The following is a 16,599-nucleotide window of genomic DNA, read 5'->3' as shown; positions in this document are numbered from 1 at the left end:
GCAAGGCGCATCCGATCCAGCGCATGCGCCGCCCTCTGCAAGGCGTGAGCCCTTACGGGCGAGCCGACCTGGTTGTGGGAGTCGACCCCGCGGGCTGCGGGGTGAGCCTCGCCGCGCAGGACTGCGCGGCGAGGGCTACCGCCCGAACGCGCCGATCGTGAAGCTCGCGCCGTCGTTGCGCGCCCTGGCCTGCTGGTGCGGCGTGTACTGGTGCTCCACCGGCGGGAGGCCGTCGAGCGAGGCGCCAGCGCCGATGAGCGGCGCGCTCGCGGCCGGCATGAAGTCGTGGTCTGCCTCCGACGCGAACGCCGGATCGACGCCGAAGATCGAGGCGTCCAGGCCGTCCACCCGCCCGACCACCTTCACCACCTCCCGGACCGGATCGAACGGCAGCCATCCGTTCGTCACCCAGTTCCCGGACAGGGTGAGTGCCCCGGCGGCCACACCGTCGCGGTCCCCGAGGAAGGTCACCGCGCGGAGCTCGGTCGGCTCCAGGCTGCTGGCGAACACGTTGTTGCGGGCGTCGATCCGCTCGTCGTTGGTCGAGGCCTCGAACATCGAAGAGCGATCGTAGTCCTCGTAGTCGTCGTTGTTGACGAAGACGGTGTTGGCGAAGAAGTGGAGCGTGCCCTTCCTGTAGTACTCGGTCTCCCCGCTGTCCCCGCCATAGTGGATCATGGACGGGCCGTAGCCGTTGCGCAGGAGCACGTTGCCGTAAATGAACGTCTCGTGGAACGACGGCAACGCGACCGAGTCCGTCGCCTCCTGCGCGTCCACGAGATCGATCAGGTGGGCACCGTCCTCGATCCAGTTGTACCGGATCACCACGCCGGCCGAGCGCTCCTTGATGTTGTTGCCGTGGCCGCCGCGCGTGGGGCCGAAGCGGTTGAACTGGTAGATGACGTTCGAGGCCTCGTTGTAGACGTTGTGCTCGTTGTAATCATCGAGGCCGTTGTCGTGGATGTAGTTCGACTCGATGAGCACGTTCGTTGTCAGGATATCCCCGCCGGCCGTGCCGACGAAGAGGCCATTGGCGTTGTCGTGCACCTCGCAGGCGCGGATGGTCACGTGATCGCCGCGCTCCACGAAGACGCCGGCCGCGAAGTCCGCGTAGGTCGCCCGAGACCCCGACTTGTCGGTGAACCCGTGGGGGGGCGCTGCGTTCTTGATCTCGAGCCCCTCGATCGTGATGTGGGTGGGCTCGAGCTCGTACGCGTCGTCGTGTTTGTGACCCACGATCACGACCCCCCGCACCTGGTGGCCGTCGAAGGGGAAATCGAGCTCGGGCCGGGTGGTCGCGTCCTCACCGTCGATCACCGGCAGCTCGCCGTTCGGCCCCGGAACGCCACAGAGCCGGATCGGCTGCTCGGCCGTCCCCTGGCCCCCGAGCATGATCTTCTCGTGGTACCCCTCGGCACGCCAGAAGATGCGCACCGTGTCGCCGGCGACGAGCGATTCGAGCGGGACGTCGCCGATCGCCTCGAACGCCTTGCCAGGGCCGACCTGGTAATCCTTGCCGCTTCCGACGTGGCTGCAATCGACGTGAATCGGCGGAATGTTCACGACGGGCGGAGGGAGCGGCGCCGGACCGCCGTCGGCATACGTCGTTCCGCCAAGCTCGCCGGTGCAACCGGCGGCGAGGAGCAATCCGGTCACGCAAGCTCGAACCTTCACAGAATTCTCCACGATATGGGCCATAGAAGCTCCATTGTAATTTTACACATTCCGAACCCTTCTCGGCTCGGTGAGGCAAGATGACACGCCGATGCACTTTGTCATGCGACCGGACATTGCTGTTGTCGCATCTTCCGCCCCTGAGGTAGCAGGATGTAATCCAGGCTCGCGCCCGATGTCGCTTTCGCGTCATTCGAGACGATGACGTAGGATATGCAATGGGTGCATGAGCTCCATGCGGCCTATGAGCTGGCTCCCGCCGATGAGCTGGTTGATTATCCACGATGGATAGAAGCCCCGGTTCGGCGATCGCTCGATGCCGATCCCCGGCGGGCGGCGAACACGCAGCACAGCGCGGCTCGATAATTCCCAGGAGAATCGAGTTGACGCCCCTGCGATCCAGCCCGCTGTGTTCAGCGACAGCGCGAGGACTGAAGCCATGAAGCGAACGAAGCCCAGCCGCGTGAGACCCCTTGACGTCCTCGATAGAGTCACCGCGCCAGGGCGGCGCGCGACGGCTGCCGCCGGCGCGGTTGTCCTCGCGGCGTCCCACCTGCTCTCGGGCTGCGTCGGCGACCTCGGAGGCGACCGCGGCGGGTCGCCGAGCGCGAGCGGGCTGGTCGACGTCGCTCCAGCGGGGATGCGCCGGATGACACCGGAGCAGTTCACGAGCTCGATGCGCGACCTGTTCGGCGATCCGGGGCTCGAGCTCGACCTCGACCCGGACGCGGGAGAGGTCGCCTCGCTGCTCGCCGTCGACAAGCTCAACGCCGCGGCGGAGGCGATCGTCGCGCGGCGCGCGTCGTGGGGGACACGGGTGTTCCCGTGCGACACGAGCGGCCCGGACGACGAGGCGTGTGTGGACAGCTTCGTGCGGACGTTCGGGCGCCGCGCCTTCCGGCGCACGCTCGACGAGGCCGAGGTCGCGATGCTCAAGGGCCAGTACGCCCGGGCGCGGAAAGAGCAGTCGTTCGAGGACGCCCTCCTCGTCGTGCTCGAGACCATGATCCAGTCGCCCGACGTCTATTACTTCGTCGAGCTCGGCCGCGACGGCGGCGGGAGTGAGCCGCTCGCCTCCGGCGTCCGTACGCTCACGGGCTGGGAGCGGGCGTCGCGCCTGTCGTATTTCCTCTGGAACACGACGCCGGACGACGCGCTGCTCGACGCCGCGGAGTCGGGCGCGCTCGACACGGCGGAGGGCGTGCGCGCCCAGGCGGAGCGGCTCCTCTCGAACGACCGCGCCCGCGCCACGGCGAGGCGCTTCTTCGCGGATTGGCTGGAGCTCGACGGCACGAACAAGCACGCCTCGCTCGAGAGCGCGCCGAAGAGCCCCGAGATCTATCCCGAGGATTCACCCGGGCTGCGCGCTGCCATGCGCACCGAGCTCGAGGCCCTCGCGGAGCGCGCGCTCTTCGAGGGGGACGGCAGGTTCGAGTCGTTGCTCACGACGACGGACGCCTATGTGAACGGGCCCCTCGCCGCGCTCTACGGGGTGGAGGGCCCCGCCGACGAGCGCACGTTCTCGTGGGTCTCCCTCCCCCGCGATCAGCGCGCGGGGATCTTCACGCGGGCGGGCTTCCTGAGCGTGTTCGGCAGCATCGAGGTCAAATCGCCGATCCGCCGCGGCGCGTACATCCTGGAGCAGGTGCTCTGCCACCCCCTCGGCCCGCCGCCCCCCAACGCGAGCGACGTGCCGGTCAAGGGCGGAGCCGTCGAGGAGAACGGCGAGGTGGTGCACAGGACGATCCGCCAGGACGTCGAGGCCAAGACGTCGAGCGGCACCTGCGCGAGCTGCCACAGGATCATCAACCCGATCGGCTTCGCGTTCGAGCATTACGACGCGCTCGGACGATGGCAGTCGCAGGAGGCGGGCGGAGACGCGCAGGCACCCTACAAGCTCGACATCGACGCACGCGGCAGCCTCCCTGCGCTCGCTCCGGACGAAGATGGCGTGGAGGTCGACGGCGGCGTCGGGATGTCGGCGGCCCTAGCGGCGAGCCCCGCGGCGCGCGCTTGCCTCACGAAGCGCTTCTTCCAGACGGCGCTCCGGCGCGTCCCGATCGACCAGGATCTCGCGTCGATCGAGGCGGCCACGCCGACGCCCGAGAGCGGCGGCAGCATGCGTGATCTCATCCTCTCCCTCACGACCAGCAATGCCTTCTTGCACCTGCGCCAGAAGGAGGAGTGAACCCATGCGCCGCGCCGCTTTCAGCCGAAGGAATTTCCTCCGCACCGCGACCGGTCTGTGCGTCGCCCTGCCGTTCCTCGAGGCGACCCATGGGGACGTCTGGGCCGCGAACGGCAGGGCCAGGCGGTTCATCGTGTTCTTCAGCCACGGCGGCACGATCACGTCTCGCCACGCCTCCGGGGAGAAGGGGGATCCCTGGAAGCCGGGCGCCTGGAGCATGCTCGACCTATGGGCGCCCGGCGGCGAGGGGTCGGCGCTCGAGGTCCTCGGCGAAGAGATGGCGCCGCTCGAGGCCCACAAGGGCGACCTCACCCTGCTCCGCGGCGTCGACGACGCCGCCGGGATGCTCCAGGGAGACTACGGCGGGCACCACGGCTGCTCCAACGCGACCGTGCTCACCTGCGCCGATACGACCTCGGGAGGCGACGACGCCAGGGCGCTCGGCCCATCGATCGATCAGGTGATCGCGCAGCGGCTCGCCGGCGAGAGCCCGGCGCCGTTCTCGTCGATCGATCTCATGGTCGACGGACACAACTACGGAGAGCCGCTCTACAACGCGGCGGGCGAGCAGGTGTCCAGCGAGAAGGACCCGACGAGCGCCTTCGACCGGCTCTTCCAGGATGTCACGGAGACCGGGGCGGGTCCGACGCCCGAACAGCTCCGGCTCCGCGCGCACCGGAAGAGCGTGCTCGACGGCGTGAGCGAGCACCTCTCGGCCCTGAAGGGGCGCGTGAGCGCGGCCGACAGGCACCTGCTCGACGCGCACGCCGAGCACATCCGGAGCCTGGAGAAGAAGCTCGAGGGCATCGCCAACCTGGCGGCCTGCACGAAGCCGGACGTCGGCGGAGCGCCCGTGTACCAGGGATACGGATCCTACACGGGAGGGGGGATCAAGGAGGCCGCTCCCCTGCTGGTCGACGTCCTCCTGCATGCGTTCCGGTGCGGTCTCACGCACGTGGCCACCTTCCAGATCGCCGACGTCCTGACCAGCTGGCTGCCCCAGCCCTACAGCACCGACCTCGGCCACAGCCTCGGCCACGCCGGCCTCGACGTCGGCCCGAGCGGCGCGGAGCCCGACAGGCTCGAGGACTGGCGCGCGACCATCCTCGCGAACCGCAACTGGCGTATGGAGCTCTTCGCACGCCTGCTCGACGGGCTGAAGAGCACCCCCGAGGGCGACGGCACGATGCTCGACAACAGCGTCGTGCTCTTCACGAGCGAGTTCGGGTGCGGAGGCGGGCACTCGCCCCGCGATATCCCCGTCCTGCTCGCCGGCAAGGCTGGCGGCAGGTGGCCGGGCGGCCGCCACGTCAACTACAACAAGCGCGCGAGCGCGGATCCCACCCAGTCCGAGTACGAGACCGACGCCTCGATGCACAACGTCTACACATCGATCCTGCGCGCGTTCGGCTCCGAAGACGAGCACTTCGGAAATGAAACGGCGTACAGGAAGGGCCCGCTCGCGGAGCTGCCGTGAGAGGCGTACGACGCTCCTTCAGCGCGCGGCCCCGGAGAAGGCGGGGTTGTCGCGCCTCGCTGGCAGCTTGCTCATCGCCCGTTCGGCCATCGCGGTGATGGTGAGCGACGGGTTCACGCCCAGATTCGAGGGCACCATCGAGCCGTCGATCACATAGAGGCCCTCGTGGCCGAACACCTGGTTGCGATGGTCGATCACCCCGCGCTCGGGGCTCTCGGCGATGGCGCAGCCGCCGAGGAGATGCGCCGTGGTCGGCACGTTGAGCACCGCTTCGTTGATGGCGTTGCGCGGGGTGCCGTCCATCAGCACGGCGAGCCGCTTGCCGACCTCGTTGGCGACGGGGATGTACGCCGGCGGCTTCGGCTGGTCGGGCGGCCTGCGGGTGGTCATGCCGCCGCGTTTCCACACGAGCTGCATGTAATTGTCCAGCGTCTGCATCACGAGGAGGATCGTGGAGCGTTTGGCGAATTTGAACGGCAGGAGCCCGGAGATCAGATCGATGGGGTGGAGCAGCCGCCGCCCCAGCCAGCGCAGCCAGCGCGGCAGGCCCGGCGCGTCGTCGGTGAGCACCGTGCCCAGCGCGCCCATCACGTCGGAGCCGGCCGGGTACCGCACCGGCTCGATGTGCGTGCGCGCGTCGGGGTAGATGCCGCTCGTGATCGCGATGCCACGGGAGTAGTCGATCCGATCGTCGCTGGCCGTCACCCCGAGGATGACCTCGCTGTTGGTGCGCACGTAATGGCCGAGCTGCGGGGAGAGATGGGGTAACCGGCCCTCGGCCCTCGCCTTCAGCAGGAGCTTCACCGTGCCCAGCACGCCGGCGCTGAGCACGACCGCGCGCGCCCGAAGCCTGCGGCGGCGCTTCCTGAGCAGCGCGGTGGAGCGCTCCAGGGTGAGCTCGTAGCCGCCGCCCGGGAGCGCGTCGATGGCGGTGACCATCGTCTCGGGCTGGATGGTACAGCCCTTCTTCTCGGCCAGATAAAGGTAGTTGAGGTCGAGCGTGTTCTTGGCGCCGAAGCGGCAGCCCACCATGCAGCCGCCGCAGTGGACGCACGTGGCGCGGTCGGGGCCCTCGCCGCCGAAGAACGGGTCCGGCACGCGCTGCCCTTCCTGCTCGCCCTCCTTCGTGAAGAGGACGCCCACGCTGGCGACGTGGAACGTGTCCCCCCGGCCCATCTCGTCGGCGATCTGCCGGAGCTGCCGGTCGGCCGGCCACAGCTTCGGGTTCGCTGTCACGCCGAGCATGCGCTTCGCGAGCTCGTAGAAGGGCATCAGCTCGTCGCGCCAGCTCGTGCCGGCCGGCCAGCCGGGGCTGGTGAAGGCCTCGGGCGGGGGCACCAGCAAGGTGTTGGCGTAGACCAGCGAGCCGCCGCCCACGCCCGCGCCCGAGAGGATGAGCGTGTCCCTGAGCAGCGTCAGCCGCTGGATGCCGTGACAGAGCAGCCTGGGCGCCCAGAGGAACTTCCGTACATTCCAGTTGGTCTTCGGGAAATCCTCCTTGCGCCAGCGCTTGCCGCACTCGAGCACGGTGACGCTGTAGCCCTTCTCGGTGAGGCGCAGCGCGGAGACGCTGCCGCCGAAGCCGGAACCCACGATGGCAAAGTCGACGTCGAAATCCATGTCGCCTGCTTCTCGAGGAGGAGTATGGCCCAGTCGGTCCCCCGAGCCCACCGGAGGACGCGGCTCGGCCTCGCGCCTCGCGCCTCGCGGACGGAGCGCCCGCGCTCCACGCCACCGCCGCCGCGAGCGACGCGCGCCTTCCTGGAGAGGCGCACGCCTCCGCACGGATCTCGGCGGCCGGAGGACGCTCTCGACGTCCCCGGTGCGCCCAGGCCAGCGCCGGTGCTGGTCGGCTGCTCGCTGCGCAGCAGCGTTGCGCGGCGACGCCCGGCGTGAACGTTTACGTGGTCGTGGTCGTGGTCGTTCACGGCCTACCGTTGACGACCACGACCACGACCACGACCACGACCACGTAAACGTTCGGATGTAGGAGAACGCGGCGGGAAGCTTGGTTAACGCCTATGCCGGGGTCACCCTCTATGACCCGGACCGGAGCTGGAACGGCTATACGATCTTCCAGGCCGCGGGGAGGTCGCGGACGGCGCAGCCAACGGTACGAGGCTCATCACACCTCCGAGTGGTGAGCGTGCGCCGGAGCAGCCCCCTCTTCCGTGCCCTCCACTCCCCTAGCGGCAGATACCCGTGATGCAGTTCTGTCCATCGTTGCAGACCGTACCGCATCCTCCGCAGTTTCTCTCATCGTTGCTGAGATTCACGCATCGGCTACCGCAGTACGCCAGCCCCGCATTGCACGTGCACTCGCCGGCGGTGCAGAAGGAGCCGCCGCCGCATGTGTTGCCGCACGCGCCGCAGTTGAACTGATCGAGCTTCGTGTTGACGCAGAGCGGATCGCAGTAGGTCTGCCCCGCCAGCGGGCATGTGCAGGCGCCGGCATGGCAGGTCGAGCCCGCTTTGCACGTGGTGCCGCAAGCCCCACAGTTCATGCTGTCCGTCTGCGTATCGACGCACGCGGGATCACAGAACGTCTGGGTCGGGGGACACGGAGGTTCGCTGGCCCCACCCTGCCCCCCCGCGCCGCCGTCACCGCTCCCGCCTTGCCCTCCGGCGCCCCCGAGCCCGCCCGCCCCGCCGGTGCCACCTGCGCCGCCGTCACCGCTCCCGCCTTGCCCCCCGGCGCCCCCGAGCCCGCCTGCGCCGCCGGTGCCACCCGCGCCGCCGTCACCGCTCCCGCCTTGCCCTCCGGCGCCCCCGAGCCCGCCCGTGCCCCCCTGCACGTCTCCACCACTCCCCGCGTCCCCGCCGGTAGCGCTGGCCGTGCTCGTGGTGGTGGAGCCTGACGTGGCGCTCGTCTCCTCCTGGGTGCTCTCGCTGCTGCTACATCCGACCATCGGTGCCGAACAGACGCCCACGCCCGCCAGCCAACCCAAGATCCACATGTTCACGCGCGCACGATGCATGCCGTCCTCCAGGTGTAAGAGGTAAGTGGAGTCGTGCCAACATCGAGGCTTGCTCTGGGCAGCTTCGACGACTCCCACGGACCGCTGTCGCTGCAGACGACGCGCGCGGCTCAGCTTTCTTTCATCTCGAGTCCCGATAGCGTCAGCCTCTGTTCGGGGAGCCACGGAGAGCCCAGGACGACACGTTCTCTCGCCGCTCGCATCCCCATGAAAGATCGCCCGTATTCAGCAGGACACACCTGAGCCTCGATAACGGCCGACCGGCCGCGTCCTCGACAACGAGGCGCGCAACTCCCACTGTTGCGTCACCACGGCGGTGTCGGCCCACGACGAGGGTCGGCGGCGCACATGCGACGATGGGCTCTGCTCGCCGCGCAGCCTCGGCCCCCTGCCGCGACCGGCAATGGCCAGCTCAGCGCGCTTCGCAGGAGCTTCTGATCACCCGACTACAGATCGCCCCGCCGCAGGCGCGCCATGATGAATGTCCGGGCGAGGATCGCGACGGCGGCCGCGATGCACTCGATGTTCGAGGGCATGACGTGCAGCGTTGTCGCCTTCCGCCTCGCGCGCCTCATCCACCGCGCCCAGCGGGCTCAACCATCGTCGCGGCCAGGATCCAGCAGCGCTCCGCCCGCCGCCCGCGGCCGCCTCCGGTAGAGCAGCCGGCTCACCGGCAGCCCGTCGGCGATCGCGTGGTGCTCGCGGGGGCTCCGCGCGCCGTAGGGGTTCTCGGCGAGGTGCGGAGAGCCGGGCGCGTCGCCCGCCGGCTCGAACGCGGGGTGCGCGCCGATCTGCTCGGCGTAGAGCGCGCCGCGCTCCTCGACGTCGGTCTGCACGAAGAGCTCGCCGCCGTCCACGAGCAAGCGCGCGAGGCTGTCGAGCAGCGCCGGGCCCATCACGAGGCGCTTCGCGTGGCGCTTCTTCCACCACGGATCCGGGAAGTGCAGGAAAAACCGCGCGATCGACGCGTCCGGCCGGAGCCGCGCGAGCGCCTCGCGCGCGTCGGCGTTGAGCGCCCGCACGCGTCCGCCGAGGCCGCTTTTCCTCAGGCGCTCGTCGACGATCGCCGCCCACTTCAGGCGGATCTCCAGCCCGAGCAGCCGCGCCTCGGGGCTCGCCGCCGCGCGCTCGAACAGGAAGCCGCCGCGGCCAGGGCCGATCTCGATCTCGACGGGGCCGGCGCCCGGGATCAAGGCGTCGATGGAGACGTCGTCGCCGTCAGGGAAGCGAGGCGCGTCGGCGTAGGGGTGGTTCGGGCGCGGCTGGAAGACCATGGAGCCCCGGCGCTCTACCAAATGCCGGCCGCCCCCGCGCGGGAAATCCGCCGGCCACCGGGCGCGGGAAATCGCTGTCCCCGGGCGGCACGGTGGTATGCGTCGGGCCCCATGGCGGCTCCTCCGGCCCCCTCCCGGCTGCGCGCCCTCGGCGCGCGCGCCCTCCCCTATGCGCCCGCCCTCGCCGCGAGCGGCACGCTCGGCGCGCTCTGCGTCAGGGCGATCCTTGCGCAGGCCGGGGGCCCGGCCCTGCCGCTCGACGACGCGTTCATCCACATGCAATACGCCCGGCGGCTCGCCGAGGGCGGCTTCTTCAGCTTCGTGGCGGGCGACGGCTACTCGAGCGGCGCCACGAGCCTGCTCTGGCCCGTGCTGCTCGCCCCCTTCCACGCGCTCGGCCTGCGCGATCTCTCGCTCGTCTATGCGGTCTGGGCGCTCGGGCTCGTGTTCCACGCCGCGCTCGCCGTCGAGACCGCGCGCCTCGCGCGCCCCCTCGCCGGCCCCGCGGCCGCCGCCGGCGCGGGCGCGATGTGCGCCGGGTTCGCCGCGTTCGCGTGGTTCGCCTGGAGCGGGATGGAGACGGTCGCCTTCGCCTGGATCCTCACCCGCACCGCGCGCCTGGCGGCGGCGCTCTGCGAGCCAGCTCCGCCGGATCCCGCCACGGGCGGCGCCGCCCCCGCGCAGCCGGCCAGCGCGCCCGCGCAGCCGCCCAGCGCGCCCGCGCAGCCGCCCACCGCCTCGATCGCCCGCTCCCTCGCGCTCTGCGGCTTCATCGCGCCCCTGCTTCGCCCGGAGGGCGCCCTCGCCTCCCTGCTCGCCGCGGTCGCGCTCGCCTTCTCGGCGTCACGCTCCGCGCCTCCAGCACCGCTCCCGGCGCCGCCTCTCCCCGCTCCGTCGCCCTCCCGCGGCGGCGCTCTCTGGCACTCCGCGCGCTCCGCCGGACGCCTGCTCGCCCTCGCGCCGCTCCTCGGTCCGCTCGTCGTCCCGGCCTTGAACCTGCTGCTCGCGGGCCACCCGACCTCCTCGACGACCTCGGTCAAGTGGCTGATCGGCAACCCCAACTACGACGGGCCGACGCTCAGGGCCGCGCTCCTCGACAACGTCCGGCTGCTCGTGACCGACGTGATCGACGGCGGCCAGTGGACGGCCGTCTTCCTCCCCGAGGGCTCCGCCGCCGTCATCGCCCTCGGCGCCGTCGCGCTCGCCGTGGCAGCGCACCGGAGGGGCCGCCCCGCGCACGCCGCGATCGTGGGCGCCCTCGCGCTCGGGGCGCTGCTGCCCTGCACGTACCTCAGCTTCCTCTGGAACCGCGTGCGGTACGTCTGGCCCTTCGCGCCGGCGTGGATCGTCATGGCCGCCTGCCTCACGCGCGAGCTCGGCGACGCCGCCCAGCGGCTCCGGCCCTCGCTCCACTATGTGACGCCCCTCCTCGCCGGCGCGTTCGCCGGCGCCCTGGCCGCGCGGCTGCCCTGGGCCATCGGCGACCTCGCCAACTCCGCCCGCGCCATCGATCGGCAGCAGGTCTGGCTCGGCCGCTGGGCCGCGAAGCACCTGCCGGAGGACGCCAGGATCGGCGTCAACGACACGGGCGCGCTCGCCTACTTCAGCGGCCGCAGGACCTTCGACGTCGTGGGCCTGACGACCGAGGGCGAGGCGCGCTACTGGGTGGCCGGCGCCGGCTCCAGGTTCGAGCACTACGAGAAGCTGCCCGCCGAGCGCCGGCCGACCCACTTCATCGTCTACCCGCACTGGATGGCGTGCGCGCCGGTGCTGGGCCGCGAGCTTGTCGACGCCACCGTCGAGGATCAGGCCATCCTCGGCGGCACCACGATGGTCGCCTACGAGGCGCGCTGGGACCTCCTCGGCTCAGGGGCGCTGCCGGTGAGGTCCGTGCCCGGCGAGCGGATCCTCGACGAGCTCGACGTCTCGGACCTCGAGTCCGAGGCGGCGCACGCCTACGCGCTCGATCCGCTCGCGGACCAGCGCAACATGGCGATCGCGCTCGCCGCGCCCGAGAGCAGCGCGCCGGGGGAGCTCGACCCCACGCGCCCGGAGCTCGCGGACGGCGGCCGGCAGCACCGGACAGCCGACCGCTTCGTTGCCCGCCTCGCGGCGCCCCCCGCCGAGGCGCGCCTCGTGCTCCGGGTGGCCTCGGACGAAGGCGCCGAGCTCGCCGTCTCCGTGGCGGGCGAGGAGATCGGCACCGTCGACGTGCCGCGTGGACCGTGGGTGGAGCGGGCGCTGTCCCTCCCCGCCGCGCGCCTCTCGACGCCGACCCCGATCGCGATCACCCTGCGCCGCGGCGCAGGATTCCACGCCTTCCATTACTGGATCGCCGGGCGCTGACGCCAGCCACCCACGCGGCCAGCCCCCGAGGAAACACCACACCTTCTCACATCGACCTCCCATCGAGTCGCGCCCTGGAGCAACGCCCGCTCCCAAGATGCGCTCTGGAGAGCACGCCGGCGGGCTCGCGGCCCTCCACGTCGAGCGTTCAGGACAGCCATTGACGCATCCGGGCATTCGTGTAATATCGGGATGTTCGCGCAATACAGCAAGTCAGCGAACAGTTCCGTCGCAGATTCGTGGGGGGAGACCGGGCAGCGCGCGCACGCCGGCGCCGTCGCGCACAGCCATGGCCGGCGATCCTGGCGGGCTCCAGGACCTCGGGCCATCGGCACGTCGGCTCGCCCCGATCGTGTGCGCCCTGCCCGGCGCTCGAACGTGGGGAAATCCATGCGCAAGTCGGCTTTGCTCCTCTGCTCGCTGCTGTGCCCTCTCGGGGCGGCGGGCTCCGCCTGGGCGCAGAGCCCGGGGAGCGAGGCGCTGGCGAGCGGCGATGACGGCGGTCAGGGGCAGTTCCTCTCGCTCGATCTCGAGGAGCTGCTCAACGTGAAGGTCTCGTCGACTGGCTTCTTCGAGACCGAGAGCAAGACGTCGACCGGTCAGGCGAGACTCTACGATGCGCGCACGCTGAAGCTCTATGCCGTGCGCTCCCTCGACGACCTCTTGCAAGCCCACCAGCCCGGCGTCCTGATCGGCGAGCACGAGCGCACCTCGCGCCTCATCGGCGTGCGCGGCGTGCTCATCGACAACAACGCCAAGACGCTCGTCATGGTCGACGGCGTGAACACGAACATGCGCGCCCATTTCGGCGCCATCGGGAGCACGCTGGCCGTGCCCCTCACCGGAGACATCGAGCGGGTCGAGGTGATCCTCGGCCCCGGCGCCATCGTCCACGGCTCCGGCGCGATCAGCGGCTTCGTCAACGTCCTCAGGCCGACGGGGATCACCCGCCCCGGGCTCTGGGGCAAGGCGTCGTATGCCTCCGGCGACACGCGCACCCTGGAGGCCAGCTACGGCGGCCTGCTCAGCGAGAAGCACAACGCCGATCTCTTCCTCTACTTCGGCCACGCCGACAACGAAGGAGAGCTGCCCCAGGCGCCCCGGCCAAACACGGCGGAGCTGTATGGCAAGGGCTACGCCGGCGTCACGACGTCTCCCTTCCTGCACCACACGCGCGTCGACGCCCTCGGCGAGCCGAGCTACAAGGGCTTCGGCCGCCTCCGCTACGGCTCCGAGCGCAGCCCCGTCAGCGTCGATCTGCGGCTCGACTACGCGCAGACGTCGATGATGGGCAACGCCCCGAACAGGGCCATGACCCGCGAGCAGCTCGCGGGCCAGTGGTCCGACAGCAACACCGGCCATGTGCGGCAGAGGACGTTCGCCGTCACGCCGGAGATCCACGTCCACCTGTCCGAGCAGCACAAGATCGAGCTGGTCCCGACCTTCTCGGCCTTCGAGACGGCCCTCGTCCCGGCCGACTGGGTCGCAGACGAGATGGCGAAGGCGTCCAATCCGGTCCCGGGCGGAGGGCTCCTGCCGGTCGGGGGCCTCGGCGAGGAGCACCGGGACATCAAGGCGGTCTACAAGACGACGGCGCTGCCGAACAGCCAGATCGCCATCGGCGCGTCGGCGAGCCACAAGCGCTTCAGCGGCCAGAGATCCCGCTGGGGACGGCTCTACGGGACCGCCTTCGAGTCCCCGGAGAGCTTCTCGTGGACCGAGCTCGCCGCCTTCGGCGAGAGCACGGCCACCTTCCACGATCTCACCGTCTCCGCGGGCCTGCGCTTCGATCACACCGAGTTTGGAGAGCTGAACCTCCGCGGGGGCCTCTCGCGCGAGCCCGAGCCGGTGAACAGCCCCTCCTACCGCGTCGCGGCCGCCTACGCCATCAGCGACACGCAGAACGTCAAGCTGTCCTACCAGAAGGGCTTCCGCTTCCCGGATGCCGCATACTTCAACTGGCTCGAGCAATTCAACGCTGCCTTCGAGGACGAGCCCATCGCGCCGCTGCCCTCGCTCGTTCCGGAGTCGTCCCACCTCGTGGAGCTCGACTATGTCGTGGGCCTGCTCGACGAGCGCCTCGCCCTCGACGTCGCGGTCTTCTATGAGCGCTACAGGAATACCCTTGGCTGGGTGTCGTGGGATCAGGTGCGGCCCGAGGACTTCGAGGAGCACGTGGCCCACAACCCCAGGCACCCGTCCGCGGGCGGCTGGTGGGGCAGCTTCTCGAACAGCGCCGCGGACGTCGACGCCCTCGGCGGCGAGATCGGCGCGATCGGCGACCTCGGCGGCGGGTTCGCGGGGGACCTCTGGTACAGCGTGTCGAAGCCGTTCGGCGCCGAGAGCGACCTCAACATCCTGACCAACTGGGACGGCGAGACCTGGGCCAACTACCCCATCCACCTCGTCAAAGGCCACCTGAGCTACAGCGCCAGCCGGTTCACCGCCGGGCTCGCCGCGACCTTCCGGACTGGCATGAACAGCCACGGCTCCAGGGACGCGCCCGCCCACGACACGGACGAGCTGCCGCCCAGAGATCGGCTGACGGCGCGCCCGGCGTTCAACCTCGACGCCTCTGTGTCTTTCTCGCCGATCGATCGCGTCTGGGTCTCCGTGTTCGGCAAGAACCTCACGTTCAACAAGGTCCCTCCGCCGTCCTACGCCTCGCACCGGCTGATCATCACCACCGGTCGCCCCTACGTGGGCGCCTCGGTCGAGGCGTCTTACTGATGCCGCCGGGGCATGCGCGGGAAGGCAGACGCAGGAGCACACACGACAGCGACAGCAGAATCGACGTCAGAAATCTCCTGACACCGTGCAGCCCGATACGAATGCACCACCCCGGCGTCTGCCCTTGTGGTAAATCGAGGACACCTTGTCCGAAGCAATCAGCCAGGTTCACGATCTGCGCGACGACGCCCCGGACAAGGGCCTGCGCGAGAGGGCCGTTGTCGATTTCCTGCTCTTCGACATGGGCGCGGTGACCTTCGCGCTCAGGGCGCAGCAGGTCGAAGAGGTGATCGCGTGGCGCGCCCCCTTGCCGCTGCCGCGCACCGACCCCCGGGTGATGGGCATCCTCCAGGACCGGGGGAGGATCATCGTGATCCTGTCACCCGCCGTCGCGGAGCCGGCGGCTACCCCGCTCCGCATCGTCGTCTGCCGCGCTGCGCGCGGCTACCTGGGACTGCCCGCCGGCAAGACGCGGTGTGTCGCCGCGGTCGAGGTGTTCGGGGAGCCTGCGCCGAACGCCGTCGTCGACACCAGCGAGGGAGCGGTGACCTTCCTCGACGCAGCCCACCTTGTCGACGCTTCGGACGCTGCGCCTCGGCCCTCGGCGGCGACGCGCGAAGCTCAGGCCATCTGGTCGAACCCATGAGCGTTCCGAGCTCCCGATCGCCTGCGTCCAAACCCAGACCGCCGCTCGATTCGGCCGTCGAGGCGTCCCCGGCGAGCGGGGCCCCGCTGTCGCGGTCGCCGGCGAGCGCTCCGGCGAGCACGCCGACAACCGCGCCGACCAACGCGCCTGTGCTCGTGATCGACGACAGCGAGATCGCCCGAGAAGAGGTGTCTCGCGTGCTGCGCTCTGCCGGTTTTCAGGTGCTCGCGCTCCCCTCCCCCATCGGGGCGACGCAGGCCATCGTGCGGCACCAGGTGCGCGTCGTCGTCCTGGACGTCTTCATGCCCACCATCCGTGGGGACCGGCTGCTCACCCTGTTCCGGAAGAACCAGCGGCTCGGGCAGCTCAGCGTCATCCTGATGTCCGGACACTCCGAGCGGGAGCTCGAACAGCTGCAGCTGGAGGTCCAGGCGGACGCGGTCCTCTCGAAGCGCCACCTCGATCGTCTGCCGGCCCTGGTCAAGCGGCTCGCCGCCAAGGAACGTTGACGTGGGGTCCGCGGTCGCCTGATGCCACGCTTATCGAGGATCCGTCCGCGCTCCTACGAAGCTCGCCAGCGGAACATGGTATCTCCGATCTCGTCGATTCGAATGCTGATGGCCGCGGCGCTCCTCACGACCGTGAGCACCGAGAGCCGCTCTGCCGCCTCCGTCCCCTACGAGCTGCGGGGCGCCATCCTCCTGCGATCGATCGGCTACGAGAGCGGGTTCGCGAGCCGCGCGGGCACGGCCGTGCTCGCGGTCGTCGGGGCGGAGTCGGGCGCGAGCGCAGAGGACGCGAGCGCGATGGCGGCCGTGCTCTCCAGGCTGGCCGCGAAGACGACCGTGGCCAAGCGGCAGGCGTCGGTCCTGCGCGTGACGTACAGCGGGAGGGCCCAGCTGCAGGAGGCGCTGCGCGCGGCCGGCGCCGAGGTGGTCTATGTGGCGCGCGGGCTCGCCGCGGCCATCCCGGACATCCCGTCGCGCGAGGGGGCCGTCGTCCGCATCGTCGTGTGCGGCGACGGCGACGACACGAAGCGCGGCTGCGCCGTCGCCGTGGGGCTCTCGGGCGCCAAGCCCGAGCTCCTGCTGAACGTGAAGCACGCCAACGCCGTCGGCCTCCGCTTCGACCCGCAGCTCCTCCGGCTCGCCCGCATCGTCGACTGAGGCCCTCGCGACGTCCGCCACCGGACACCGCGCATCGCCGCTCGCAACTTCACCGCTCACGGCTCACGACTCGCGATCTCCCATCTCCCAGCCAGCGCTTCTCGTTCCGCGTCCGCCATC

11 protein-coding genes are annotated in these 16,599 nt (G+C 70.5%); 7 read left to right on the top strand and 4 right to left on the bottom strand.

The features are described from left to right. Positions 1-135: 135 nt before the first annotated feature. A complete protein-coding gene (locus WMF14_RS04545) occupies positions 136-1,656 on the bottom strand; it encodes a right-handed parallel beta-helix repeat-containing protein (protein ID WP_272097901.1) in 1,521 nt (506 codons plus the stop codon). Positions 1,657-2,137: 481 nt separating this feature from the next. Between WMF14_RS04545 and WMF14_RS04540 the strand changes: the two genes are divergently transcribed. Together WMF14_RS04540 and WMF14_RS04535 are read left to right on the top strand one after the other, a co-directional pair. Further along, on the top strand, positions 2,138-3,862 hold the full coding sequence (locus tag WMF14_RS04540; RefSeq protein WP_437798970.1) for a DUF1592 domain-containing protein: 1,725 nt from the start codon (positions 2,138-2,140) through the stop codon (positions 3,860-3,862). Positions 3,863-3,866: 4 nt separating this feature from the next. Next, positions 3,867-5,339 carry a DUF1552 domain-containing protein gene (locus WMF14_RS04535; RefSeq protein ID WP_437798968.1) on the top strand — a complete coding sequence of 491 codons (1,473 nt, stop codon included), beginning with the start codon at positions 3,867-3,869 and terminating at the stop codon, positions 5,337-5,339. Between the two features lie 18 nt (positions 5,340-5,357). On the opposite strand, the gene WMF14_RS04530 is transcribed toward WMF14_RS04535, so the two are convergent. From WMF14_RS04530 to trmB, 3 genes are all read right to left on the bottom strand, one after another. After that, complete coding sequence (locus WMF14_RS04530) at positions 5,358-6,959, bottom strand: GMC oxidoreductase (protein ID WP_437798967.1); 1,602 nt, start codon at positions 6,957-6,959, stop codon at positions 5,358-5,360. Positions 6,960-7,525: 566 nt separating this feature from the next. Beyond that, positions 7,526-8,248, bottom strand: a complete 723-nt coding sequence (locus WMF14_RS04525) for an MXAN_6577-like cysteine-rich protein (protein ID WP_437798966.1) — start codon at positions 8,246-8,248, stop codon at positions 7,526-7,528. A 662-nt stretch (positions 8,249-8,910) separates the two neighbouring features. After that, positions 8,911-9,591, bottom strand: coding sequence for a tRNA (guanine(46)-N(7))-methyltransferase TrmB (gene trmB / locus WMF14_RS04520; RefSeq protein WP_437798964.1), 681 nt, complete (start codon positions 9,589-9,591; stop codon positions 8,911-8,913). A gap of 111 nt (positions 9,592-9,702) precedes the next feature. Here trmB and WMF14_RS04515 point away from each other — a divergent pair, with 111 nt between their 5' ends. The 5 genes from WMF14_RS04515 (at position 9,703) to WMF14_RS04495 (ending at position 16,479) form a co-directional block, all read left to right on the top strand. Then, positions 9,703-11,937, top strand: coding sequence for a hypothetical protein (locus WMF14_RS04515; protein ID WP_437798963.1), 2,235 nt, complete (start codon positions 9,703-9,705; stop codon positions 11,935-11,937). Positions 11,938-12,327: 390 nt separating this feature from the next. Continuing rightward, positions 12,328-14,667, top strand: coding sequence for a TonB-dependent receptor (locus WMF14_RS04510; protein WP_437798962.1), 2,340 nt, complete (start codon positions 12,328-12,330; stop codon positions 14,665-14,667). A gap of 145 nt (positions 14,668-14,812) precedes the next feature. Further along, positions 14,813-15,313, top strand: coding sequence for a chemotaxis protein CheW (locus tag WMF14_RS04505; protein ID WP_437798961.1), 501 nt, complete (start codon positions 14,813-14,815; stop codon positions 15,311-15,313). Between the two features lie 155 nt (positions 15,314-15,468). After that, complete coding sequence (locus tag WMF14_RS04500) at positions 15,469-15,822, top strand: response regulator (RefSeq protein WP_272097893.1); 354 nt, start codon at positions 15,469-15,471, stop codon at positions 15,820-15,822. A gap of 75 nt (positions 15,823-15,897) precedes the next feature. Then, positions 15,898-16,479 carry a YfiR family protein gene (locus tag WMF14_RS04495; RefSeq protein ID WP_272097892.1) on the top strand — a complete coding sequence of 194 codons (582 nt, stop codon included), beginning with the start codon at positions 15,898-15,900 and terminating at the stop codon, positions 16,477-16,479. Positions 16,480-16,599: the final 120 nt, after the last annotated feature.

It is taken from the genome of Sorangium sp. So ce693 (assembly GCF_051521375.1).
In the GTDB taxonomy this organism is placed as follows: domain Bacteria; phylum Myxococcota_A; class Polyangia; order Polyangiales; family Polyangiaceae; genus Sorangium; species Sorangium atrum.
Note: the sequence above shows the minus strand (reverse complement) of the source record. Positions and strands in the feature narration are given on the sequence as shown.

Excerpts from the sequence above, each read along its gene's own strand:
- WMF14_RS04535 (WP_437798968.1), top strand. The coding sequence starts at position 3,867 with ATGCGCCGCGCCGCTTTCAGCCGAAGGAATTTCCTCCGCACCGCGACC.
- WMF14_RS04530 (WP_437798967.1), bottom strand. The coding sequence starts at position 6,959 with ATGGATTTCGACGTCGACTTTGCCATCGTGGGTTCCGGCTTCGGCGGC.
- WMF14_RS04525 (WP_437798966.1), bottom strand. The coding sequence starts at position 8,248 with ATGGTCGGATGTAGCAGCAGCGAGAGCACCCAGGAGGAGACGAGCGCC.
- trmB (WP_437798964.1), bottom strand. The coding sequence starts at position 9,591 with ATGGTCTTCCAGCCGCGCCCGAACCACCCCTACGCCGACGCGCCTCGC.
- WMF14_RS04515 (WP_437798963.1), top strand. The coding sequence starts at position 9,703 with ATGGCGGCTCCTCCGGCCCCCTCCCGGCTGCGCGCCCTCGGCGCGCGC.
- WMF14_RS04510 (WP_437798962.1), top strand. The coding sequence starts at position 12,328 with ATGCGCAAGTCGGCTTTGCTCCTCTGCTCGCTGCTGTGCCCTCTCGGG.
- WMF14_RS04495 (WP_272097892.1), top strand. The coding sequence starts at position 15,898 with ATGGTATCTCCGATCTCGTCGATTCGAATGCTGATGGCCGCGGCGCTC.